Here is a 22,468-nt window from a genome sequence, read left to right as displayed (position 1 = left end):
GCCATGGAGGAGAACCGCCCGGCGCGCCATCGCCGCCCAGGCCTTGAGCAGCACGCCCAGTCGATGTCGGGACACCGGACCGGCTGTGGACACGGGCCGTACGACACCACCGCCCCCGGTCCGGGCAGTGGCCGGGCCGGGGGCGGCGGACGGATCGAGGAGAGGGGCAGCGGGGACTTGGCCCTTCTCCCCGAGTTCGGGGCGCCTCGCTACGAGGCTCAGCCCATCTCCTCCAGGGACTTGCCCTTCGTCTCCTTGACGAACTTCAGGACGAACGGGATGGAGAGCGCGGCGAAGACGGTGTAGATCACGTAGGTGCCGGAGAGGTTCCAGTCGGCCAGCGACGGGAAGCTCGCGGTGATGGCCCAGTTGGCGATCCACTGCGCGGCGGCGGCCACGCCCAGGGCGGCGGCGCGGATCTTGTTCGGGAACATCTCGCCGAGCATGACCCAGACGACCACACCCCAGGACAGGGCGAAGAAGAGGACGAACACATGGGCGGCGATCAGGGCGGTCCAGCCCTGCGTGCTCGGCAGCTTGCCGTCGACCAGGTCGTAGCTGAACGCCCAGGCCTCCAGCGCGAGGCCGACGGCCATGCCGACGGAACCGATGAGGGCGAGCGGCCTGCGGCCGACGCGGTCCACGAAGATCATCGCGATCACGGTGCCGACGATGTTGATGATCGACGTCGTGAAGGAGTAGAAGAACGAGTCCGTCGGGTCGACACCGACCGACTGCCACAGCGTCGAGGAGTAGTAGAACGCGACGTTGATGCCGACGAACTGCTGGAAGACCGACAGGCCGATACCGATCCAGACGATCGGCTTGAAGAAGAAGGAGCCGCCGAGCAGGTCCTTGAAGGAGGACTTGTGCTCGCTCTTCATCGCCAGCTCGATCTCGGCGACGCGGGCGTCCAGGTCGATGTCCTTGCCCTCGACCTCGGCGAGGATCTCACGGGCGCGCTCACGCTTGCCGACGGAGAGCAGGAAGCGCGGGGACTCGGGGATCGCGAAGGACAGCAGGCCGTAGAGGACGGCCGGTACGACCATCACACCGAGCATGACCTGCCAGGCCTCCAGGCCCATCAGCTTGCCGCGCTGGTCGCCGCCGGAGGCGTTGAGCAGGCCCCAGTTCACGAGCTGGGAGATGGCGATGCCGACGACGATCGCGGCCTGCTGGAAGGAGCCGAGCCGGCCACGGTAGGCGGGCGGGGCGACCTCGGCGATGTAGGCCGGGCCGATGACGGAGGCCATGCCGATGGCGAAGCCGCCGACGATGCGCCAGAAGGCGAGGTCCCACAGCGCGAAGGGCAGCGCGGAGCCGACGGCGCTGATGGTGAACAGGACGGCGGCGATCTGCATACAGCGGATGCGGCCGATCCGGTCGGCGATGCGGCCGGCGGTGGCGGCACCGATGGCACAGCCGATCAGCGCGATCGCGATGACCTGGGCGAGGGCGGCGGATCCGATGTCGTACCGGTCGCGGATGGCCTCGACGGCGCCGTTGATCACGGAGCTGTCGTAGCCGAAGAGGAAGCCGCCCATCGCGGCAGCCGCTGCGATGAAGATGACGTGCCCGAGATGTTCGGGTTGAGCCGTCCTGGCTCCTGACTGAGGTGCCTGCGCTGTGCTGGTCACGTGTATCTCCTCGGGCCACGGCAACGCTGCCGTGTGGGGTGTGAGCCCTCTCAGGTGGTGACACCTGAAGGTAAAAGCAACGTTGCAGAGACTATGCCTTCAAGTTTCGAAGTCAATACTTCAACGGCTGTGAGTTTTTCGATATGCCCAAGCCCACTGTGTTCACCTTTTGAACACAGTGTTAGTTGATCTTGAGGGTGATCCCAGAGGTGATCCTGGAGGTGCGCTACCTGAGGCGCTGGGAGATGACCTTCGACACACCGTCGCCCTGCATGGACACGCCGTAGAGCGCGTCGGCGACCTCCATCGTGCGCTTCTGGTGCGTGATCACGATCAGCTGCGAGGTCTCCTGCAGCTCCTGCATGATCCGGATCAGCCGCTGGAGGTTGGTGTCGTCCAGCGCGGCCTCGACCTCGTCCATGACGTAGAAGGGACTCGGCCGGGCCTTGAAGATCGACACCAGCAGCGCGACGGCCGTCAGCGAGCGCTCGCCGCCCGAGAGCAGGGAGAGCCGCTTGACCTTCTTGCCCGGCGGGCGCGCCTCGACGTCCACGCCCGTGGTGAGCATGTTGTCGGGGTCGGTCAGCACCAGGCGCCCCTCGCCGCCCGGGAACAGCCGGCTGAAGACGCCCTCGAACTCCCGGGCCGTGTCCCGGTAGGCCTCGGTGAAGACCTGCTCGACGCGCTCGTCGACCTCCTTCACCACCTGGAGCAGGTCGGCGCGGGTCTTCTTCAGGTCCTCCAGCTGTTCGCTGAGGAACTTGTGCCGCTCCTCCAGCGCCGCGAACTCCTCCAGCGCCAGCGGGTTGACCTTGCCCAGCTGCTGGTACGCCCGCTCGGCGGCCTTGAGCCGCTTCTCCTGCTCGGCGCGCACGAAGGGGCGCGGCTGGTTGCGCGGGTGGTCGGGGTCCTCGGGCAGGTGCTCGCCGTCGGCGGGGGGCGAGGGCGGCACGGGCTGGTGCGGGCCGTACTCCGCCACCAGCCCCTCCGGTTCGACACCCAGCTCCTCCAGCGCCTTGGTCTCCAGCTGCTCGATGCGCAGCCGCTTCTCCGCGCCGAGTACCTCGCCCCGGTGGACCGAATCCGTCAACTTGTCGAGTTCGGCCTTGAGTTCGCGGCCGGCCGTACGGGCGGCGGCCAGCTCCTGCTCACCCCGGGCCTTGGCGGCCTCGGCGGCGGAACGCTCCTGCTCGGCCCGGGCCAGGGACACCTCGACGTGCGCGAGCAGCTGCCGGGCACCCGAGGCGACGGCTGCCGCGACCGCCGCCTCGTGCCGCAGCCGGGCCCGGCGCTGCTCGGCACGCGCGCGTGCCTCGCGTTCGGCGCGGGCCGCCCGGTCGAGCGAGTCGGCGCGGCCGGCGAGCCCCTTGACCCGCTCCTCGTGCGTACGGACCTGGAGGCGGGCCTCCATCTCGGTCTGCCGTGCGTTGGCCCCGTCGGCGGCGAGCCGGTCCCGCACCGAGGTGTCCGGCTCCTCCTCCACCGGCATCTCCTCGGCCACGGCCAGCCGTTCCGCCAGCTCCTCGGCCTCCTGTACGGCCTTCTCCAGCGCCTCCTGCGCGCGTGCCGCCGCCGCGGCCGACCGCTCGGCCTCCCCGGCGGCGCCGCGTGCCTGTCCGGCGAGCCGGCCGAGCTGCTGGGCCACGGCCGACTTCTCGCGGTCGGCGGCCCGGCGCCGCTCTCCGACTTCCTCCACCAGGGCTGCGGCCCGCTCGCGGTGCTCGACCGCGGCCTGCTGTGCCTCGGCCAGCTCGGCGCACCGCACCTCCAGCTCGGCCAGCTCGGCCGCGGCCTCGTCGACGGAGGCCTGTACCTCCAGCAGGCTGGGCGCGCCGGCCGAACCGCCGTGTGCGAAGTGGGCGCCCAAAAGGTCGCCTTCGGCGGTGACGGCGGTCAGCTCCGGGTGGGAGTAGACGACGGCCTCGGCGTCGTCCAGGGTTTCGACCACGACGATTCCGCGCAGGAGGCGGCGGACGGCGGGCATCAGCTCGGCGGGGCCGCGGACGAGGTCGGCGGCGGGGAGGGGGGTGCCGGGCAGGCTTTCGGCTGCGGAGAGAGGGGTGCCGGGCAGGCTTTCGGCTGCGGGGGCGGCGGCCCTGCGGGGCGCTGCCCCACCGTCGCCGGCCGCGGGTACGTCGTGGCCGATCGCGCCGTTCCCCGCGCCCCTTCGGGGTGCTTCCTCCGGGGCTCCTGCCAAGAGGAGGGCCGCCCTGCCCCCGTCCTGTTTGCGGAGCAGGGTGATCGCCTCGGCCGCCGCTGCGGGGGTCGTCACGGCGATCGCGTCCGCCGCCGCGCCGAAGGCTGCCGCCAGGGGGATCTCGTAGCCCGGGGTGATCCTCAGCAGTTCCGCCGCCGGGCCCAGGACTCCGGTGAGGCGGTCCCGGGCGCCGAGCAGTATGCCGGTGCCGTCCTTGCGGCGCAGGCCCAGGGCCAGGGCCTCGTGCCGGGCCTGGGTCGCGGCGCGGCTGCGCTCGGCGGTGGTCAGGGCCTCGCGGGCCGTGGTCAGGGCCGCTTCCGCCTCCGCCAGCCGGCGCTTGGCCGCCTCGTGCTGCTCGGCCAGGTCCGCGTCGCCGGCGTCGAGGCCGTCGACCTCGGCCTGGAGGGCCTCGTACTCCTCCTGGGCGCGGACCGCGCGTTCCTGTGCCTCGTCGCGGGCCGTGGCCAGGCGGTCGATCTCGGCCTGGGCGGAGGCGGCGCGTGAGCGGGCCGCGTTGACCTGCCCGGAGAGGCGGGCCAGGCCCTCGCGGCGGTCGGCGATGGCGCGGGCGACGTCCTTGAGCCGGCGTTCCTCGGCCGCCAGCTCGCGCTCCAGTTCGGCGCGGTGGGCGACCGTGTCGTCCAGTGCCCGCTGGGCCGCCTCCAGGGCGGCCTCCAGCTCGGCCTCCTGTTCGCGGATGCGGGCGGCCTCGCGCTCCAGGTCCTCCGGGTCGCGGCCGCGCCGTTCCTCCGGCGGGGCGGAGGTGGCGCTCTTGACCCGGGCGTCGGCCAGCGAGACGGTGCCGCGCACCCGCTCGGCCAGCTGGGACAGCTCGTACCAGGTCTGCTGGGCGCGCTGGAGGCGCGGGGTGAGCCGGCGTACCTCGTCCTCCAGCAGGGCCTCGCGGTGCAGGGCCTTCTTCAGCTCCTGCTCGGCGGTCTCCTTGCGTTCCTTCAGCGCCGCCTCGTCGGCGATCTCGGCCTGGAGCGCTTCGCGCAGGCGTACGAGGTCGTCGGCGAGGAGCCGCAGGCGGGCGTCGCGGAGGTCGGCCTGGATGACGGCGGCCCGGCGGGCGACGGCGGCCTGCCGGCCGAGGGGCTTGAGCTGGCGCCGCAGCTCGTCGGTGAGGTCCTGCACGCGCGCGAGGTTGGCCTGCATCGCGTCCAGCTTGCGGAGCGCCTTCTCCTTGCGCTTGCGGTGCTTGAGGACGCCGGCCGCCTCCTCGATGAAGGCGCGGCGGCCCATGGGGTCGGCGTGCAGGACGGAGTCGAGCTGGCCCTGGCCGACGATGACGTGCATCTCGCGGCCGATACCGGAGTCGGAGAGGAGTTCCTGGATGTCCAGCAGGCGGCAGGTGTCGCCGTTGATCTGGTACTCGCTGCCGCCGTTGCGGAACATGATCCGCGTGATGGTGACCTCGGCGTACTCGATGGGCAGCGCCCCGTCGGAGTTGTCGATGGTCAGGGACACCTCGGCGCGGCCGAGCGGCGGGCGGCCGGTGGTGCCGGCGAAGATGACGTCCTCCATCTTGCCGCCGCGCAGCGATTTGGCGCCCTGTTCGCCCATGACCCAGCTGAGCGCGTCCACGACATTGGACTTGCCCGAGCCGTTCGGGCCGACGACACACGTGATCCCTGGTTCGAATCGGAGCGTGGTCGCCGAGGCGAACGACTTGAACCCGCGGAGGGTCAGGGCCTTGAGGTGCACGCCGCTGGACTCTACCCGCCGCCGCTATCTCACTCCATGAACCCTCGCAACCGCGCGGTTTCGTCATTGAACATGCAGGGCACACCAGATGTTGAAGAGAGTGAAAGGATGCGCGGGGGAAAGAACGAAGGGACGCCGAAGCGTCCCTTGCAACTCTGACGACTGGGTCTCAGTCGTCTGATCAACTGAGCGGTTGATACGGGCAGCCTGATCGCTGACTGCTGTTGTGGAGCGGTGCAACGATCAGGTGAGCGCAGGCTCCGCCTGGTGTGCGTCGATGCTCTCCATGATCCTGTCCTGAGAGGCGGCAGCCGTCAGCGCTTCGTTCTCCGCCTGGATCCGTACGAGCTCGGACTCCAGGTCCTGGACGCGCTGCTGCAGCCGTCGCATCTCGGCGAGGAGTCGAGGGTCGGAGCCGCCGACGTAACCGAGAAGCGCCTTTGCCATGATGGATGGTCCTCCACACTGAGTGACCGACCGATGCGGTGTGGGTCGTGAGGGATTCGCACCCGCGGTGCTTGGCACATCCGGGTGTTGCTCTGCTGTTGTTCCATGCCAAACAGCTAAGGTGCGCGGGGCTTTCAGCGTCTCACCAAAAAGTTTGACGGTCAACACGATCACGCCCTGTATTGGGGGCGAACCGGGATACGCGGCCGGAAACACGGCGGCGCTGTGACTCCTCCGGGCCCTCAGGGCGTGGCGACCAGCAGTACCAGCGGAGCCTGCCATGCCACGCCCGTCTTGGCAACCACCAGGGCGTTTCCGTTTCCGCACATGCCCCCGGCAGCTTGCCGCGCACCCGGACGGGGGGCTTCCGGGCGCGGGATCAGCGGATGGCGAAGCCGTCGTAGCCGCCGCGCGGTGTGTCCCAGATCTCGGTGACGCCGTCCACGCGCCCGGGCGTGTCGCTGCCCTGGAGCCAGTCCAGCAGCCCCTCGCAGCCCTCCCGTGACCCCTCCGCGACCACCTGGACCCGGCCGTCGGCCAAATTGAGAGCAAAACCACTCAACCCGCCGATCTCCAGGGCCTTGGCGCGCGTGAACCAGCGAAAACCCACGCCCTGCACGTGTCCACGCACCCAGGCGACCAGTCGTACGTCCTCACTCATGGGTGCAACCTAACCGGCCGGTGTCGTCCGGGACACGTCGTCCCCCAGCGGCATGGGGTACCGTCCGGACCCAATGAATCCCATATGAAACTCACTCGATCGAGTGAGTCGGGTTGGCCGGACGGAGTCACTCGCCACGCGTCGCTCGCCGCGCGTCGCTCGCCGGGGAGTCGCTCGCCGTGCGGGCACCGGTCGACCGCGAGCACGAGGAAGAGGGCAAGGACATGGGACGCCACCGACGCTCCGCCGCCGGCCGCGCCGCCACGGGCCGCGCCACGGGGGTCAGCCACACGCAGCGCTCCGGCTCCGGGAGCGACGGCACCCGGCGCTCGTCCGCGGGTGAACGCCAGATACCCATGGGCACAGCGCCCTATCTGAACCCTGAGGCCTACGCCGAGGCGACCGCCAAGGCGCAGGCCTATCTCTTCGCCACGGACGACGACCCCGCCGCGCACGGGTCCGCGTCCTCCTCCGGCTCGACCTCCGCGTCCGGCTCCGGTGGTTTCACCCCGGCCGGCGGGCCCTCCCGTGACCGTCAGCGACGCGGCAGGGCCGGACGGCCGGTACGCACGGGTCTGCTCGGGATATCCGTGGCCGTCGCGCTCGGCACGGTCGCGGTGACCACGGGCGTGGTGCCGGGTCTGGGCGACTACCAGCTCGGCGGCGGCACGCACACCACCGGCGGGGACCGGGTGCAGTCGGCCGGCGCCCCCAGCAACACGGCCAGCGAGCAGGGCGGCACCTCGGGCAGCGTCGACAGCCCCGCCGCCACGCCCACCAGCGGGACCGGCGGGAACGCCGCGCGCGCCGGCTCCCCGAGCCCGTCGGCCTCCGCCTCCGCTTCCCCCTCGGCTTCCCCCTCCCCCTCGGCTTCCGCCTCGAAGTCGGCGTCCCCGACCCGGGCCCCGTCGAGGACGCCTGCCAGGAAGCCGGCGCCGAAGACCAGCCCCAAGCTCACCCCCTCGAAGCCCTCCGCGTCGCCCAAGCCGAAGAGCACCCCGTCGCGTACGGCCACCAAGGCGCCGGCGCCGGCCTCCACACCGGTGACGGTGTCGCGGGAGGCCGCCGTCGAGGCCGAGGTGCTGAAGCTCGTCAACGAGGAGCGGGCCAAGGCCGGCTGCAGCCCGCTGGCGGCGAACTCCTCGCTGACGAAGCTGGCCGAGTCGTTCAGCGACGACATGGCCGCGCGGGGCTTCTTCGACCACACCGACCCGGACGGCAGGTCGCCCTGGGACCGGGCCGCGGCGGCCGGCGTCACCGACCTGGGCGGCGAGAACATCGCCCGCGGCCAGGCCGACGCGGCGGCCGTGATGCAGGCCTGGATGAGCAGCCCCGGCCACCGCGCCAACATCCTGAACTGCGACTTCAAGACCCTCGGCGTCGGCGTCCACTTCGGCCCGGGCGGGCCTTGGTGGACGCAGGACTTCGGGTACTGAGGACGCCCGGGCCGAGCCGCCCGTCAGGCGCTTACGCCGCGGTGCGGCCGCGCGTGAAGACCGTTGCCGTCTGGGCGACCCGGCGGCCCAGGTGCTCGGCGGTGGCTATGTCGGCCTTGTGGACGCCCTCGGGGCCCTGGTCGTTGTTGCTCTGGGCGGCGGCGCCGGCGAAGAAGCCGAGGCGGTTGAGGTCGTTCTCGGAGGCGGTGCTGCTGTTCCAGCCGGGGAGCAGGCCGAGGTTGACCCAGTGCATGCCGTGCTGGGCGGCGAGCGTCTGGAAGAACTGCAGGGTGTGCAGCTTGTCGCCGCTCTTGGAGGCGGAGTTGGTGAAGCCGGCGGCCAGCTTGTCCTTCCAGTCCTGGCCGAACCAGCGCTTGGAGGAGGCCTCGGCGAAGGCGTGGAAGGCGCCGGAGGCGGTGCCCATGTAGGTCGGCGAGCCGAAGACGATCGCGTCGGAGCGGTCCAGTGTCTCCCACTGCTCGTCGGTGATCTCGTCCACCTTGATCAGGTGGACCTCGGCACCCGCGTCGAGGGCACCGGCGCGGACGGCCTCGGCGAGGACGGCGGTGTGGCCGTAGCCGGAGTGGTAGGCGATGGAAACGACGGGCGTGGTCATGCGAACTCCTCGGAAAGGGCAGCGGAAAGCGGCAGCTCGACTGGAGAGCAGCTCGTAAGCGGTAACCACAGGAAAGCACTAACTTCTGGTTAGTGCAACCTGGTAGTGAGCGCTGTGCGGGCGTACTCTTGCGCTATGACCGCCACCGCCCAGGACCACGACGACCTCGCGTACAACGTCTTCGCCAAGGCCTGCCCGTCGCGCGCCACGCTGGAGCACGTCACGGGCCGCTGGGGCGGGCTGACGCTCGGCGCGCTGTACGAGGGTTCGCTGCGCTTCAACGAGCTGCGCCGCCGCGTGGACGGGGTGAGCGAGAAGATGCTGTCCCAGACGCTGCACGCGCTGGAGCGCGACGGCCTGGTGCACCGCGAGGCCCAGCCGACGAACCCGCCCCGCGTGGACTACGAGCTGACGCCCCTCGGCCGGCAGGTCGCCGAGCGGCTGCTGGCGCTCATCCACTGTGTGGAGGGCGCGATGGACGACGTCCTCGCGGCCCGCGCGCGTTACGACGAGACGCGCGGCGCCCTCTGACACTTCGGGCAGAAGTAGCTGGACCGGTTCATCCAGGGGCGGCGGCGCATGGGGGTGCCGCAGCGCTTGCAGGGCAGGCCCTCGCGGCCGTACGCGTCCAGGGAGCGGTCGAAGTAGCCTGACTCGCCGTTGACGTTGACGTACAGGCTGTCGAAGCTGGTGCCGCCGACGGCGAGGGCCTCGTTCATCACGTCCCGGATGTGACCGAGGAGTTCCGCCGTGACCGGGCGGGTGAAGTTCGCCGTCGGGCGCTCGTAGTGGACGCGGGCGCGCCACAGGGCCTCGTCCGCGTAGATGTTGCCGACCCCGCTGATCAGCGACTGGTCCAGCAGGGCGCGCTTGATGGTGGTCCGCTTGCGGCGCAGCGCCCGGTGGAAGACCTCGTCGTCGAAGAGCGGGTCCAGCGGGTCGCGCGCGATGTGCGCGATGACGTCGGGCAGGCCGTCGGGGGTGTTGTCGTGCAGGGACAGTCCGCCGAAGGTGCGCTGGTCCACGAAGCGGAGTTCGGTGCCGAGGCCGTCGGCGAACCGGACACGGATGCGCAGGTGCTTCTCGTCCGGCGCGTCGTGCGGCTGGACCAGCAGCTGGCCGCTCATCCCGAGGTGGGCGAGGACGGACTGGTTCGTCTCCTCCAGGGGCAGCCACAGGTACTTGCCGCGCCGGCGGGGCGTGCCGATGTGGTGGCCCTTGAGCCGGTGCGCGAAGTCGTCGGGCCCGGCGATGTGCCGGCGCACGGCACGCGGGTGCAGCACCTCGGTCTCGGCGACGGTCCGGTGGGCGACCCAGCGCTCCAGGCCCCGCCGTACGACCTCGACCTCGGGCAACTCGGGCACGGTACTCCTTCGGGCGGCTGGGGAGGACGGCTGCTGCGGAAGAGCTGGGGGCAGGGTGTCCCGGGCCGTGGAGGGACCCGTGGACGGACCCGTGGATGGGCCGAGCGCCCGCCTCCGCCGGGGGCGGGACGGGCGCTCGGGTGGTGCTGCTTTTCGGTCAGGCGGTGGCGGACGACGTGTCGCCGCCCTTGACGGCCTCGTCGGCCGTCTCCTTCACAGGCTCCTTGGCCACCTTGGCGCGCTCGTCCGCGGCTGCGCGGATGGAACGCCAGGCGGACTCGGCGGCCTGCTGCTCCGCCTCCTTCTTGCTGCGGCCGGTGCCGGTGCCGTACGAGACGCCTCCGACGCGGGCGGCAGCAGTGAAGGTCTTCTCGTGGTCGGGACCGGTCTCCGTGACCAGGTACTCGGGCACGCCGAGCCCCTCGATCGCGGTCAGCTCCTGGAGGGACGTCTTCCAGTCCAGGCCTGCACCGAGGTTGGAGGACTTCTCGATCAGCGGGTCGAACAGGCGGTGCACCAGTTCGGAGGCCGCGTCGAGGCCCTGGTCGAGATAGACCGCGCCGATCACCGCTTCCAGGGTGTCGGCGAGGATGGATGCCTTGTCCCGGCCGCCCGTGCCCTCTTCACCCCGGCCGAGCCGGATGAAGGCGCCCAGGTCGAGGCCTCGGCCGACCTCCGCCAGCGCACGCGAGTTGACCACCGCGGCCCGCAGCTTGGCCAGCTGGCCTTCGGGCAGGTCGGGGTGGGTGCGGTACAGCGTGTCCGTGACGACGAGGCCGAGCACGGAGTCCCCAAGGAACTCCAGCCGCTCGTTCGTCGGCAGACCGCCGTTCTCGTACGCGTAGGAACGGTGGGTCAGCGCTCGCACCAGAAGGGCGGACTCGACCTGGTAGCCGAGCCGCCCTTCCAGAAGCGTGTGGGACGAGGCCTGCGGACTACCCCCGCGCTGGCGGGGACTAGCTGCTTTCGCGTCAGTCATCGGGCCTCTCACCAGCCACTCAGACTTCGAGGACCTGGCGCTTGTTGTAGGTGCCGCACGACGGGCACGCGATGTGCTGCTGCTTGGGCTCGTGGCAGCGCTCGCACGCAACCAGGGTGGGGACCGCAGCCTTCCACTGCGACCGGCGGTGGCGCGTGTTGCTGCGCGACATCTTCCGCTTCGGAACAGCCACGGCTACTTCTCCTGCTTCTCGTCGACGCCCGCTTCGGCGCCGCTCATCTCGTCCTTCTCGCCGTCCGTCATCGAACCGGCGAGTCCCTGCAAAGCCGCCCAACGGATGTCGACGGCGTCATGGTGGTGGTCCGGGTCGTCCGCGAGCCGCGCTCCGCACTCGGAGCACAGGCCCGGGCAGTCTTCCTGGCACACCGGCTGCATCGGCAGTGCGAGCACCACCGCATCGCGCAGCAGAGGTTCGAGGTCGAAGAGTCCGTCCTCGAGGAAGAACCTGTCCTCGTCGTCCTCGGCGTCGTCGCCCGGTTCCGCGATCACACGGCCCCGGTCGTCGGCGTCAGGGTACGAGAACAGTTCCTGGAAGTCCGCTTCGAGCTCCAGCCCGACCGGCTCCAGACACCTTACGCACTCCCCCTCGGCCTGTGCACGGGCGGTGCCTGTGACGAGCACCCCTTCCATGACCGACTCGAGCCGGAGTTCGAGTTCGACCGGGGCGCCTTCCGGCACTCCGATGACCCCCTGGATGCCGAGATCGGCGGGAGCGTCGATCGTGCGGGTCAGGCGCTGGAGCGCGCCAGGACGCCGACCCAGCTCGTGCGTGTCGAACACGAGGGGGTTGCGGTGGTCGAGGCGGGCGTTGGAGGCCATTCCTGCTTTCGATCTACGAACTCGGAGGGACGCCGCCCTTCGGTGTCCCGGGGCAGCGGTGATCGCGGACATACGCGCGACCGAAGAGCCAGGATACTGGACCTTTCGCTCTGCGCCCAATCCGGGGCGCGGCTACAGACCCCGGCCCTGCTCGTACGCCCTCAGCTGCTCCGCGCTGATCATGCTGGTGTCGAAGAGGCTGGTCTCGTCCAGAGCATAGCCCTGCTGCCCCTGGGGCTCCGACTGGTGCTGCTGCGGCTGGTGCTGGGGCTGCTGAGGGTGCTGCTGGGGGTCGTAGCCGCTCTGCTGGGCGTCGTAGCCCTGGTAGGCGTAGGGGTCGGCCTGCTGGTAGCCGTACGGGTCCTGCTGCGGCGGGTAGCCGGGCTGCTGCGGGAAGCCCGCGTACGGGTCCTGCTGCTGGTACCCGTAGGCCGGCTGCGGCTCGTACGACGGCTGCGGCGGCTGGGCCTGCTCCTGCTGCTCGGGCCGGCGCCGGTCCGCGCGGTCGCTGTCCGCGAGGGCCGCGAGGTCGGCGAGGTAGTCGGCGTCGCTGGAGTGCTGGAAGGTCGTGGTGTCGTCGGCGAGGGCGCCGAGGTCGTCGGTGGCGATCCGGCCGTGCAGCTTCTGCCGGCCCCGGCCGACGGCCTCCAGGGTCTTGGCGAGGACCGCCTCGAAGGCGCCGAGCTTGGCGTCCACGTAGGCGTCGGCGTTGTGGCGCAGGGTCTCCGGGTCCTGGCTGCGCTCGGGGGCGTCCTCGTCCTCGTAGCCGTTCTCGTCCAGGCCGGGCCCGGTGCCGAGGAGCTTCTCGCGGCCCCGGCCGACCGAGCCGAGGGTCTTGGTGAGGACGACCTCGAAGTTGGCGAGCTTGGAGTCGACGTAGTCGTCGGCCTCGGCGCGGATCTCCTCGGCCTCCTTGCGGGCCTCGGCGAGGATCCGGTCGGCCTCGGCCTGGGAGCGGCGGGCGATCTCGGTGTCGGAGATCAGCGAGCCGCGTTCGGCGTGCGCGTTCTCGATGATCCGCTCGGCCTCCAGCCGGGCCTGCTCGACCATCTGCTCACGGTCGCCGATCAGCTCCTGCGCCTGGGCGAGGGAGCCGGGCAGCGCCTGGCGCACCTCTTCGAGCATCGCGAGCAGCTCGGCGCGGTTGATCACGCACGAGGCCGACATGGGCATGCCCCGGGCGCTGGAGACCGCGGAGACGATCTCGTCGAGCTTCTTCTGCACGTCCACCTGTGCTCGCCACTCTCTACAGCCGGGTTGGAGACGGACGGGACGACTGTAGCCCCATCAGCCCTTGGCCAGGCGCTTGTTCAGTGCCTCCAGGACCTGGGCCGGCACCAGGTGGGAGACGTCGCCGCCCCAGGCCGCGACCTCCTTGACGAGGGAGGAGGACAGGAAGCTGTAGGTGGGGTTGGTGGGCACGAACAGCGTCTCCACGCCGGTGAGGCCGTTGTTCATCTGGGCCATCTGGAGTTCGTAGTCGAAGTCGCTGACGGCGCGCAGGCCCTTGACGATGGCGGGGATGTCGCGCTGCTTGCAGTAGTCCACCAGGAGGCCGTGGAACGCCTCCACCCGGACGTTGGCGTACTCGGCGGTGACCTGGCGGATCAGCTCGATCCGCTCCTCGATCTCGAACAGCCCCTTCTTGGACTTGTTGATCATCACCGCGACGTAGACCTCGTCGTAGAGACGGGAGGCTCGGGCGATGATGTCGAGGTGTCCGTTGGTGATCGGGTCGAACGACCCGGGACATACGGCGCGGCGCACTTGTGATCCCTCGCTCTCCGGTCCGGTCATCGTGCGTCTTCGCACGTAGAGGCGGCGCGACCGTACCAAAACGTTCCCTCGCCGTAGCGACGGGACCGGAGCGCCTCGAAGCCGTCCGGCCAGTGGAATTCGCCGCCTCTGGTGCTGCGCTCCACGGTGACGAGCGCTTGCTCAGCGAGCCAGCCTTCCGAGTGGAGTGTGAGCAGAATCTCGCGAAGATCGTGATCTGTGACGGCGTACGGAGGGTCGAGGAAGACGAGGTCGTAGGGCTCGGTGGGGGGTGCGGTCCGGATGATCTGTTCCGCTTTGCCCGCTCTGACCTCGGCGCCGGGGAGGCCCAGGTTTCTCACGTTCTCCCGGACGACTCTGGCCGCGCGGGCGTCGGCTTCGACCAGGAGCGTGTGGCTCGCGCCCCGGGACAGGGCTTCCAGGCCCACGGCGCCCGAGCCGGCGTAGAGGTCGAGGACCCGTTCGCCGTCCAGGGGGCCGCCCAGGAGGGACTGCCAGGTGGAGAAGAGGCCCTCGCGTGCGCGGTCCGAGGTGGGGCGGGTGCCGGTGCCGGGGGGTACTGCCAGGCGCCGTCCGCCGGCCCGGCCGGCGATCACGCGGGTCATGTGGGGTCCTTCTGAGTGGGCGGCTTTACGGGTTCATTGTGGCTGGTCGCGCATTTCTTCGCGCCCTCGGGTGGACACCTCATCCCTTTTCCAAGTACTGCTCCCTCTCGTCGTCCAACAGGGCGTCCAGAGCCGTCCGCAGAGCCGGGAGGCCGGTCAGCTCGGGGTCGGCCGCCACCACCGCGGCCGCTTCCTCTCTCGCCTCCGCGATGACCTCCTCGTCCTCGATGACGGCCAGCACCCGCAGGCTGGAGCGGGCGCCGGACTGGGCCTGGCCGAGGACGTCGCCCTCGCGGCGCTGTTCGAGGTCGATGCGGGACAACTCGAAGCCGTCGAGCGTGGAGGCGACGGCGGCCAGGCGCTGGCGGGCGGGGCTGGCCTCGGGCATCTCGGTGACCAGGAGGCACAGGCCGGGGGCGGAGCCACGGCCGACCCGGCCGCGCAGCTGGTGGAGCTGGGAGACGCCGAAGCGGTCGGCGTCCATGATGACCATGGCCGTGGCGTTGGGGACGTTGACGCCGACCTCGATGACGGTGGTGGCGACCAGGACGTCCGTCTCGCCGGCGGCGAAGCGGCGCATCACGGCGTCCTTGTCGTCGGGGTGCATACGGCCGTGCAGCACCTCCACCTCGAGGCCCTTCAGGGGGCCTCGGCCGAGCTGGTCGGCGACGTCGAGCACGGCCAGCGGGGGGCGCTTCTCCGCCTCGTCCTCGGGGGACTTCTTCTTGCCGGCCTTCTTCGGGTCGTCCTCCTCGTCCCCGATGCGGGGGCAGACGACGTACGCCTGGTGGCCGGCCTCGACCTCCTCGCGGACGCGTTCCCAGGCGCGGGCCAGGAAGTGGGGTTTGTCGGCGGCCGGGACGACATGGCTGGCGATCGGGGAGCGGCCGGCCGGGAGCTGGTCGAGGACCGAGGTCTCCAGGTCACCGAAGACCGTCATGGCGACCGTGCGCGGGATGGGGGTGGCCGTCATGACGAGGAGGTGCGGGGACCGCCTCTCCCCCTGGGAGTGCGCCTTGCCGCGCAGGGCGTCGCGCTGCTCCACACCGAAGCGGTGCTGTTCGTCCACCACGACCAGGCCCAGGTCGTGGAACTGGACCTTGTCCTCGATCAGGGCGTGGGTGCCGATGACGATGCCCGCCTCGCCGGTGGCCAGGTCGAGCAGGGCCTGACGGCGGGCCGCCGCGCCCATGGAGCCGGTGAGCAGGACGACCTTGGTGGCGTGCTCGGCGCCGCCCAGCATGCCCCCCTCGGCCAGCTCCCCCATCATCTCGGTGACCGACCGGTGGTGCTGCTGGGCGAGGACCTCGGTGGGCGCGAGCATGGCCGCCTGCCCGCCCGCGTCGACCACGGCGAGCATGGCGCGCAGGGCGACCATGGTGTTGTGGGTCACGGTGAAGTTGTCGGTGACGTAAGCGTGGCTCGGGTGGGCGACGCTGATGCACTGCACCGGCTTCCGCCCCACGTGTTCGACGGCCCGGATCCCGCGCCGGAAGGTGTGGTCCTTCGGACGTGGTCGTAGGCGGTCCGCCTTGCGGGGGAGCCTGAAGGGAGCGAATTCGCCGGGCAAGGCGACGGAGACGTCGAAGGCGGCCCCCTTCCGCCGCACTCGCGCCCGGCCGCCCAGCGACCGCACGAGCCACGCGACGTCCTCCGCGAGCCTGCGCGAGGCCGAGCACAGGGAGATGCTCGTGCCGTCGCGCTGAACCGTGCCACCCGTGTCCAGGAGCCCCTGCAGGAGCGCGAGACGGTTCTTGATCGACGTGTTCTTGAAATCGGCGGGGATGAACTTCTCGTGCGACGTCAGTCCCCAGAGGCCGAGGTCACGCAGGGTCTGGATCACTGGGCCGGCGTCATGGATCTCGCTGTCGACGGTGGACAGACGCAGGGTGCGGCGGAACGAGCCGTCTGCGAGGAGGAGGCCGAACTGATAGGGGTCCAGGGGGAGTCCGAAGTCCCCGCCGAGGTCCACCGGGGTCGCGGCCGGGATGTACCACTTCGACGAACCGTCGGCCGCGAGCAGATCGTGCCGGATTTCCCGCGTGGTCATCACCTCGGGCGACTGACCGCGCTGCCATCCGCGGCTCGTGCCGACGATCCACAGGTGCTCGTCGTCGCACTCCACGGAGCTTCCGTCGGAGAGCACGACGCGCCACACATCGCGCTCGCCTTGAGGGAAGACCCCGTCGACCACGGCGATGTCACCATCGGGCACGACGACCTCGTCCCCCACCCGCACATCGCCCATCCGCCTGAACCCCGCGGGTGTCAGAACGAGCGAGTCCAGGGGCTGGGCCTTCCCCGAGCCGACCTCCCCTTGCAGCAGGCGGTGCATCGGGTGGGCGGTGGCCAGGTCGGTGAAGATCTCCTGGGAGACCTTCTGCTGGCCCTCGGTGAGGGTGAAGGGGAGGCGGTCGTCGAAGGCGGCGAGGATGCCGTCCGGCTTGGGGACGCGCGGGACGGCGGGCATCTGGGTGTCGGCGTGCCGGCGGCGGGCCAGGGCGACCTGGAGGACGAAGGCCTCGTCCCACTTCAGGCGGGCGCGGGCGTCGGCGATGTCGGCCTTGGTGTGCGGGCGGTGGATCTTGAGCAGGGCCTCGGGGAGCGGCAGCAGGCCACGGCCCTCGCGGAGGGTGGCGGGCAGCGGGTCGAGGGCTTCCCGGGCGCTCGGGAGGACCGTCTGCACCGCCTTGCCGATCTTCCAGGACTCCAGCTTGGCGGTGGCCGGGTAGATGGGGATCAGCGCGCCGGCCCAGGTCTCGACCGCCTCCTCGCCGTCGCCTCGCAACAGCTCGTAGGCCGGGTGGGCGAGTTGGAGGCGGCGGTTGAAGACGGAGACCTTGCCGGCGAACATCGCGCGGGTGCCCGGCAGCAGCTCCTTGTGGGGTTTGTGGACGCCGTTGCCGAAGAAGACCAGCTGGAGCCGGCCGCTGCCGTCGGTGATCGTGACCTCCAGGCGCTGGCCCTTGCCGCGCGGGGCCCTGGCCGAGGCGAAGGTGTGCAGGCGGGCGTCGGCGACCTGGGCGACCACCGTGACGTGCTCGTCCATCGGGAGGTCGGCGAGGTGGGTGAGCTGGCCGCGCTCCTCGTATCTGCGCGGGTAGTGGTGCAGCAGGTCGCCGACGGTGTGCAGGCCGAGGTGCTCGGCCATCACCTTCGCGGTGGCGGGGCCGAGCACTTTCTTGAGCGGTTCTTGCAGTGCGGGCACGGAATCAATTGCACACCATGGCACTGACAATGCCGCAGACGCTGCCCCGCGGGTTCCGCCCGAGGCGCTGTAAACATCAGGGAAACTCCTGGTCAGGTGGGCTGTTCCGGGCCTAGGATGGCGCGCTCCGGCCATCCTTCGCGGTCACCGCCCGCCGGGACCGCCCGACCCCGCGCCGCACGCACTCCCCCTCCGGCGCAGTGACGATGGACTCCTCCCAGACCTCTCAGGCATCCCAGGCATCCCAGTCACCTCATCCACCTCACAGTTTCCAGGTCGACCTGCGTGGTCTGGTGGACCTGCTCTCCCATCACCTCTACTCCAGTCCCCAGGTCTACCTGCGCGAGCTGCTGCAGAACGCCGTGGACGCCGTCACCGCCCGGCGGGCCGTTGAGCCGGACGCCCCGGCGCGGATCCGGCTGTACGCGGCGGACGGCGCCCTGCGGATGGAGGACACCGGCGTCGGGCTCACCGAGCCGGACGTGCACAGCCTGCTGGCGACCATCGGCCGCAGCTCCAAGCGGGCCGAGGGCCTGCAGGAGGCCCGGGCGGACTTCCTGGGCCAGTTCGGCATCGGGCTGTTGGCCTGCTTCGTGGTCGCCGAGCGGATCCGGGTGGTCAGCCGCAGCGCCCGTACGCCCGAGGCCCCGCCGGTGGAGTGGACGGCACGTGACGACGGCTCGTACACCGTGCGCACGCTGCCCGACGCCGAGCGGCCCGAGCCGGGTACGACCGTGTACCTGACGGCGCGGGCCGGTGCGGCCGAGTGGCTGGCGCCGGAGCGGGTCCGCGCCCTGGCCCGGGACTTCGGCTCCCTGCTGCCGTACGACGTCCGGGTCGGCGGCGAGCCGGTCACCGATCTGCCCGCGCCCTGGGACCGCGCCTATCCGAGTCCCGCCGTCCGGCGGGTGGCGCTGGCCCGGCACTGCCAGGAGCTGTTCGGTTTCACCCCGCTGGACTCGATCGACCTGAACGTGCCGCTGGCGGGGGTCCGCGGGGTGGCGTACGTGCTGCCGTCGGCGGTCAGCCCCGCCCAGCGGGCGACCCACCGCGTGCACCTGAAGGGCATGCTGCTCACCGAGCGGGCCGAACAGCTGCTGCCGGACTGGGCGTTCTTCGTGCGCTGCGTCCTGGACACCGACAGCCTGCGGCCCACCGCCTCGCGCGAGTCGCTGTACGAGGACGAGACCCTCGCCGCCGTACGGGACGCCCTCGGCGGAAGGATCCGGTCCTGGCTGACCGGGCTCGCGGCCGGTGACCCGGAGCGCCTGTCGGCCTTCCTCGCCGTGCACCACCTGGGTGTGAAGTCCCTGGCCCGGCACGATCCGGAGATGCTGCGCACGATGCTGCCGTGGCTGCCGTTCGAGACGACCGACGGGCAGCTGTCCCTGGAGGAGTTCGCGCGGCGGCACCCGGTGGTGCACTTCACGCGGACGGTCGAGGAGTACCGGCAGGTCGCGCCGATCGCCTCGGCGCAGGGCGTCGGCGTGGTCAACGGCGGCTACACCTACGACAGCGAGCTGGTCGAGGCGCTGGGGCGGGTGCGGCCGGGCACGGTGGTCGCCGAGCTGGACGCGGACACCGTGACCGCGCACCTGGACGCGGTCGACCCGGGCGAGGAGCTGGCGCTGTCCGGTTTCCTGGCCGCCGCTCGGGACCGGCTCGACCCGCTGGGCTGTGACGTCGTCCTGCGGGCCTTCCACCCGCTGTCCGTGCCCGCGCTGCACCTGGACGACCGGGCCGCCCGGCACGAGCAGGCCCGGGCGGCGGCGGAGGAGCAGGCCGACGACCTGTGGGCGGGCATCCTGGGCTCGCTGCGCGGCAGCGCCCCGCGCGCGCGTCTGGTGCTCAACCACCTCAACCCGCTGGTCCGGCGGATCGGTTCGCTCCGGGACCCGGAGCTGATCGGTACCGCGACCGAGTCGCTGTACGGGCAGGCCCTGCTGATGGCGCAGCGCCCGCTGCGCCCGGCCGACTCGGCGCTGCTCAACCGGGCGTTCATCGGGCTGCTCGAATGGGCGACCCACGGGGAGGGGGACGGACGATGAGCGAGATCACCGATTTCGACGCGCTGCGCCGGGCGCTTGCGGAGAACTCCGAGGAACCGGAGGGCCCGGCCCGCAACGCGCGCGCGGAGCACCTGCTCGCCGAGGCCGAGAAGCTGAACATCCCGCTGGCCGTGATCGAGGCGCTCGGGCACCAGCTGAAGGTCTACAACTACAGCTCCGAGAAGGACAAGATGTTCGTCCCGTTCGCGCGGCTGCTGCGCATGTGGGACGAACGGCCCGAGGACTTCGACGAGTACGAGACGCACTCGCTGCACTGGGTCTTCAAGTGGATGTCGGCGGGCATGCTGGACCAGCCGCACATCCCGCTGGCCTCGATCGAGAAGTGGCTCGGCGAGATGGAGCACCGCTACCGGCTCGCCGGGCACTCGGAACGGGCCGTGCGCAGTGCCGAGTTCAGCGTGGCCGCGCACATCGGGGACCTCGCGCGCGCGGAGCGGGCGTACGCCGCGTGGCTGGCCGCCGACCGGGACGCGATGGCCGACTGCCACGCCTGCGAGCTGCACGGGCAGGGCACCTGGCAGGTGCGGTGCGGGCGGGACGCGGAGGCGCTGGAGCTGTGGCGGCCGGTGCTGGAGGGCGAGTTCGCCTGCGCGCACGAGCCGCACACGGTGCTCGCCTCCTCGCTGGCCCCGCTGCTGCGCCTCGGCCGCCTGGAGGAGGCCCGGGCCCACCACCTGCGTGGTTTTCGGCTGGTGCGGCCCATGGAGAGCATGCGGGGCGCGTACGCCGACCACGTGGAGTTCTGCGCGCTGACCGGGAACGAGGCGCGCGGTCTGGAGCTGCTGGCCGAGCGGCCGGCGTACTTCACGGACACCGGGCATCCGCGCAGCCGGCTGGACTTCATGGCCGTGGTGACGCTGCTCATGGACCGGCTGACCGAGCTGGGCCTGGGCGCGCAGCGGGTGCCGGGGCCGGCCGGGCGGACCTGGACGGCGCGGGAACTCGCCGTGCACGCGCGCGCGGAGGCGACGGACCTCGCCGAGCGGTTCGACCGCCGCAACGGCACCTCCGCGGTGGGCGACCGGATCCGGGCGCGGATGGCCCAGCGCCCGCTGGCGGAGCGGCTGCCGCTGGGTGTGCGTACGGTACGTCCGGCGCCGGCGCCGATGGTCGCGCCCCCGGCGGCGGGCGTCCCCGGCGAACCCGAGCTGCCCGCCCTCCTCGCCGAGGCGCGACGACGGTCGCAGACCCTGCGGCCGCACGCCCTGGAGGCGTGGGCGGCGGTCGCGCGGGCCGCCGGGGACGGCGCCGGCCTGGAGCCGCGCGACCGCGCGGAGATCGCCGACCACGAGGCGATGGCCCGCGGCCCCGAGGGCATCCCCCTGTTCGAGCGAGCGGCGGCGCTGTACGCGGAGGCCGGCGACCCCGGCGAGGCGCTGGCCGCACGCGCGCGTGCGACGTACATCCGTGCGCTGGCGGGCGAGGTGGACGCGGCCCTCGCCACGGTCACGGAGCTGTACGACGAGGTGCTCGCGCTGTACGCCGACGAGGGCACCGGGGTGCGGCAGACCGCGTCGGTGGTGATGAGCCGGGCGCGCGTCCTGATGCGGCGGGTGCACGAGGCGGCCGCGGGCAGCGGTCAGCATGCCGGGCGGGCCGTCGCGGAGGCCGAGGCGGCCGTGCGGGAGGTGCTGGCGCTCGTCGAGGGGCGCGGCGGGGACGACGTACGGCTGGCGGCTCGGGCCGCCGAGGCCCGGGCGATGCTCGCCGAGCTGGCCGGGCTCACCGGGGACGCGGAGCGGGCGGCGGAGCTGTTCGGGAGGTCCGCCGACGCGTACGTGGCCGCCGGGTTGCCGTGGTTCGCGGTGGAGTACGAGGTGCAGGTCGCCGCCCTGGCCCACCAGGCCGGTGACCTGGCCGGGGCCGAGCGGGCGCTGCGGGCGGCCCTGGAGCACGGCGGCCCGTACGTGGAGCCGGTCGGGCGGGCCCAGCTGCACCTCCAGCTCGCCGAGGTGCTCGGGGGCCGGGACGCGCCCGGCGAGGCGGCCGAGCACGCGCTCCAGGCCGCGCACTGGGCCGACGAGGCCGGCGAGAGCGGCACCCTGGGCGCCTGGGCGCGGCAGCAGCTGGGCGGCTTCCTGCTGCGCCGGGGCCGGTACGCGGAGGCCGCCGAGGTGCTGGAGTCCGCGCTGGCCGACCTGAGCGCCGAGACGCACGGGGACGCGGTGGTCGTGCAGGCGCGCTGGTGGCTCGGGGACTGCCTGGGCGAGCTGGGCGAGCACCGGGCCGCCGCCGAGGAGCGGCTCAAGGCCGCCGACCTGGCCCGGCACTGGCCCGAGCAGCAGGACCACGCCACGCTCGCCCACCTCGCCGCCGAGTCGCTGGGCGCCGCGGGGCTGGCGGCGGAGGCGGACCGGGCCTACGCGCGCGCGGGCGAGCTGTGGCGCGCGCTCGGCAACGCCCCGTTCCTGGTCCGCTCGCTGCGCGCCCGCGCCTGGCTGGCGCTGGGCGGGGAGTCCGGTGCGGCGGACGCCCGGGCGCTGATGGCCGAGGCGATACGGGAGTGCGAGACGGCGCTGACGGCGGCGGAGGGGGCGGACCGGGAGGAGCTGGCCGTGGAACTCGGCGGCACCCACCGGCAGTTCGCGGAGCTGCTGGCCCGCTCGGCGTCCGAGGAGGCCGAGGACCCGGCGATCCGGGCCGCGTTCGAGGCGGCGCTGGAGCAGATGACCCGGGCCGTGGCGGTCTTCGCCGGGCTCGGCGTCGCCGGGCTGCACAGCCGTACCGGGGCCGAACTGGGCGCGGGCTGGCTGGAAGCCGACCTCGGCCGCCCCGCAGAGGCAGCCGCACGCGCGCACGCGGTACTCACGGCCTACGAAAGCGCGGACGACGCCGACGAAACCGTCCGGGCCCGCCGGGACGAAGCCACGCAGATGCTGGAGGCGGCCCGCGAAGGCGCGGAGGCGGAACGGGACTGAGCGGCGGT

Annotated in this window: 17 protein-coding genes; 4 read left to right on the top strand and 13 right to left on the bottom strand. The window is 71.9% G+C overall.

Annotated elements, in window-relative coordinates; all coding sequences use genetic code 11:
- Positions 1 to 218 precede the first annotated feature (218 nt).
- From ACZ4U1_RS26305 to ACZ4U1_RS26290, 4 genes are all read right to left on the bottom strand, one after another.
- Positions 219 to 1,637 (bottom strand): sugar porter family MFS transporter, encoded by a 1,419-nt coding sequence (locus ACZ4U1_RS26305; RefSeq protein WP_467906474.1) that lies wholly within the window; start codon positions 1,635 to 1,637, stop codon positions 219 to 221.
- A 226-nt stretch (positions 1,638 to 1,863) separates the two neighbouring features.
- Positions 1,864 to 5,541 (bottom strand): AAA family ATPase, encoded by a 3,678-nt coding sequence (locus tag ACZ4U1_RS26300; protein ID WP_467906472.1) that lies wholly within the window; start codon positions 5,539 to 5,541, stop codon positions 1,864 to 1,866.
- A 243-nt stretch (positions 5,542 to 5,784) separates the two neighbouring features.
- The gene (locus ACZ4U1_RS26295; protein ID WP_014675251.1) at positions 5,785 to 5,988 is read right to left on the bottom strand and encodes a hypothetical protein; all 204 of its coding nucleotides are present in this window, start codon (positions 5,986 to 5,988) and stop codon (positions 5,785 to 5,787) included.
- A gap of 379 nt (positions 5,989 to 6,367) precedes the next feature.
- Complete coding sequence (locus ACZ4U1_RS26290) at positions 6,368 to 6,649, bottom strand: acylphosphatase (RefSeq protein ID WP_423560040.1); 282 nt, start codon at positions 6,647 to 6,649, stop codon at positions 6,368 to 6,370.
- A gap of 224 nt (positions 6,650 to 6,873) precedes the next feature.
- Here ACZ4U1_RS26290 and ACZ4U1_RS26285 point away from each other — a divergent pair, with 224 nt between their 5' ends.
- Entirely contained in the window at positions 6,874 to 8,085 is a 1,212-nt protein-coding gene (locus tag ACZ4U1_RS26285) for a CAP domain-containing protein (protein WP_467906682.1), read from the top strand.
- 31 nt (positions 8,086 to 8,116) lie between these two features.
- On the opposite strand, the gene ACZ4U1_RS26280 is transcribed toward ACZ4U1_RS26285, so the two are convergent.
- Positions 8,117 to 8,701 carry a flavodoxin family protein gene (locus ACZ4U1_RS26280; RefSeq protein WP_467906470.1) on the bottom strand — a complete coding sequence of 195 codons (585 nt, stop codon included), beginning with the start codon at positions 8,699 to 8,701 and terminating at the stop codon, positions 8,117 to 8,119.
- A 135-nt stretch (positions 8,702 to 8,836) separates the two neighbouring features.
- On the opposite strand from ACZ4U1_RS26280, the gene ACZ4U1_RS26275 reads away from it, so the two are divergent.
- A complete protein-coding gene (locus ACZ4U1_RS26275; RefSeq protein ID WP_467906469.1) occupies positions 8,837 to 9,232 on the top strand; it encodes a winged helix-turn-helix transcriptional regulator in 396 nt (131 codons plus the stop codon).
- Here the strand turns inward: ACZ4U1_RS26275 and mutM are convergent.
- The 8 genes from mutM to ACZ4U1_RS26235 form a co-directional block, all read right to left on the bottom strand.
- Positions 9,205 to 10,065, bottom strand: a complete 861-nt coding sequence (gene mutM / locus ACZ4U1_RS26270; RefSeq protein ID WP_467906467.1) for a bifunctional DNA-formamidopyrimidine glycosylase/DNA-(apurinic or apyrimidinic site) lyase — start codon at positions 10,063 to 10,065, stop codon at positions 9,205 to 9,207. The genes ACZ4U1_RS26275 and mutM overlap by 28 nt on opposite strands.
- A 157-nt stretch (positions 10,066 to 10,222) precedes the next feature.
- A complete protein-coding gene (rnc, locus tag ACZ4U1_RS26265; protein ID WP_467906465.1) occupies positions 10,223 to 11,044 on the bottom strand; it encodes a ribonuclease III in 822 nt (273 codons plus the stop codon).
- Between the two features lie 19 nt (positions 11,045 to 11,063).
- Complete coding sequence (gene rpmF, locus ACZ4U1_RS26260; protein ID WP_003951102.1) at positions 11,064 to 11,237, bottom strand: 50S ribosomal protein L32; 174 nt, start codon at positions 11,235 to 11,237, stop codon at positions 11,064 to 11,066.
- Positions 11,238 to 11,239: 2 nt separating this feature from the next.
- Entirely contained in the window at positions 11,240 to 11,884 is a 645-nt protein-coding gene (locus ACZ4U1_RS26255; RefSeq protein ID WP_467906463.1) for a YceD family protein, read from the bottom strand.
- 132 nt (positions 11,885 to 12,016) lie between these two features.
- On the bottom strand, positions 12,017 to 13,114 hold the full coding sequence (locus tag ACZ4U1_RS26250) for an ATP synthase F0 subunit B (RefSeq protein WP_467906461.1): 1,098 nt from the start codon (positions 13,112 to 13,114) through the stop codon (positions 12,017 to 12,019).
- 57 nt (positions 13,115 to 13,171) lie between these two features.
- Positions 13,172 to 13,651, bottom strand: coding sequence for a pantetheine-phosphate adenylyltransferase (coaD, locus tag ACZ4U1_RS26245; protein ID WP_467906680.1), 480 nt, complete (start codon positions 13,649 to 13,651; stop codon positions 13,172 to 13,174).
- Positions 13,652 to 13,677: 26 nt separating this feature from the next.
- Positions 13,678 to 14,265: a 16S rRNA (guanine(966)-N(2))-methyltransferase RsmD gene (gene rsmD, locus ACZ4U1_RS26240; RefSeq protein ID WP_467906459.1), complete on the bottom strand. Its 588-nt coding sequence runs from the start codon at positions 14,263 to 14,265 to the stop codon at positions 13,678 to 13,680.
- Positions 14,266 to 14,344: 79 nt separating this feature from the next.
- Positions 14,345 to 17,482 (bottom strand): helicase-related protein, encoded by a 3,138-nt coding sequence (locus tag ACZ4U1_RS26235; RefSeq protein ID WP_467906678.1) that lies wholly within the window; start codon positions 17,480 to 17,482, stop codon positions 14,345 to 14,347.
- Positions 17,483 to 17,679: 197 nt separating this feature from the next.
- On the opposite strand from ACZ4U1_RS26235, the gene ACZ4U1_RS26230 reads away from it, so the two are divergent.
- Both ACZ4U1_RS26230 and ACZ4U1_RS26225 read left to right on the top strand, forming a co-directional pair.
- Complete coding sequence (locus ACZ4U1_RS26230) at positions 17,680 to 19,521, top strand: HSP90 family protein (RefSeq protein WP_467906458.1); 1,842 nt, start codon at positions 17,680 to 17,682, stop codon at positions 19,519 to 19,521.
- Entirely contained in the window at positions 19,518 to 22,460 is a 2,943-nt protein-coding gene (locus ACZ4U1_RS26225; RefSeq protein WP_467906456.1) for a tetratricopeptide repeat protein, read from the top strand. Before ACZ4U1_RS26230 ends, ACZ4U1_RS26225 begins: the two co-directional genes overlap by 4 nt.
- The last annotated feature ends 8 nt before the right edge of the window (positions 22,461 to 22,468 follow it).

The sequence above is a fragment of the Streptomyces sp. NPDC028928 genome, from assembly GCF_055564915.1.
Note: the sequence above shows the minus strand (reverse complement) of the source record. Positions and strands in the feature narration are given on the sequence as shown.

Coding starts and splice junctions, on each gene's coding strand:
- ACZ4U1_RS26255 (WP_467906463.1), bottom strand. CDS start 11,884: ATGGCCTCCAACGCCCGCCTCGACCACCGCAACCCCCTCGTGTTCGAC.
- ACZ4U1_RS26280 (WP_467906470.1), bottom strand. CDS start 8,701: ATGACCACGCCCGTCGTTTCCATCGCCTACCACTCCGGCTACGGCCAC.
- ACZ4U1_RS26275 (WP_467906469.1), top strand. CDS start 8,837: ATGACCGCCACCGCCCAGGACCACGACGACCTCGCGTACAACGTCTTC.
- rnc (WP_467906465.1), bottom strand. CDS start 11,044: ATGACTGACGCGAAAGCAGCTAGTCCCCGCCAGCGCGGGGGTAGTCCG.
- ACZ4U1_RS26285 (WP_467906682.1), top strand. CDS start 6,874: ATGGGACGCCACCGACGCTCCGCCGCCGGCCGCGCCGCCACGGGCCGC.
- ACZ4U1_RS26290 (WP_423560040.1), bottom strand. CDS start 6,649: ATGAGTGAGGACGTACGACTGGTCGCCTGGGTGCGTGGACACGTGCAG.
- ACZ4U1_RS26230 (WP_467906458.1), top strand. CDS start 17,680: ATGGACTCCTCCCAGACCTCTCAGGCATCCCAGGCATCCCAGTCACCT.
- ACZ4U1_RS26295 (WP_014675251.1), bottom strand. CDS start 5,988: ATGGCAAAGGCGCTTCTCGGTTACGTCGGCGGCTCCGACCCTCGACTC.
- ACZ4U1_RS26225 (WP_467906456.1), top strand. CDS start 19,518: ATGAGCGAGATCACCGATTTCGACGCGCTGCGCCGGGCGCTTGCGGAG.
- rsmD (WP_467906459.1), bottom strand. CDS start 14,265: ATGACCCGCGTGATCGCCGGCCGGGCCGGCGGACGGCGCCTGGCAGTA.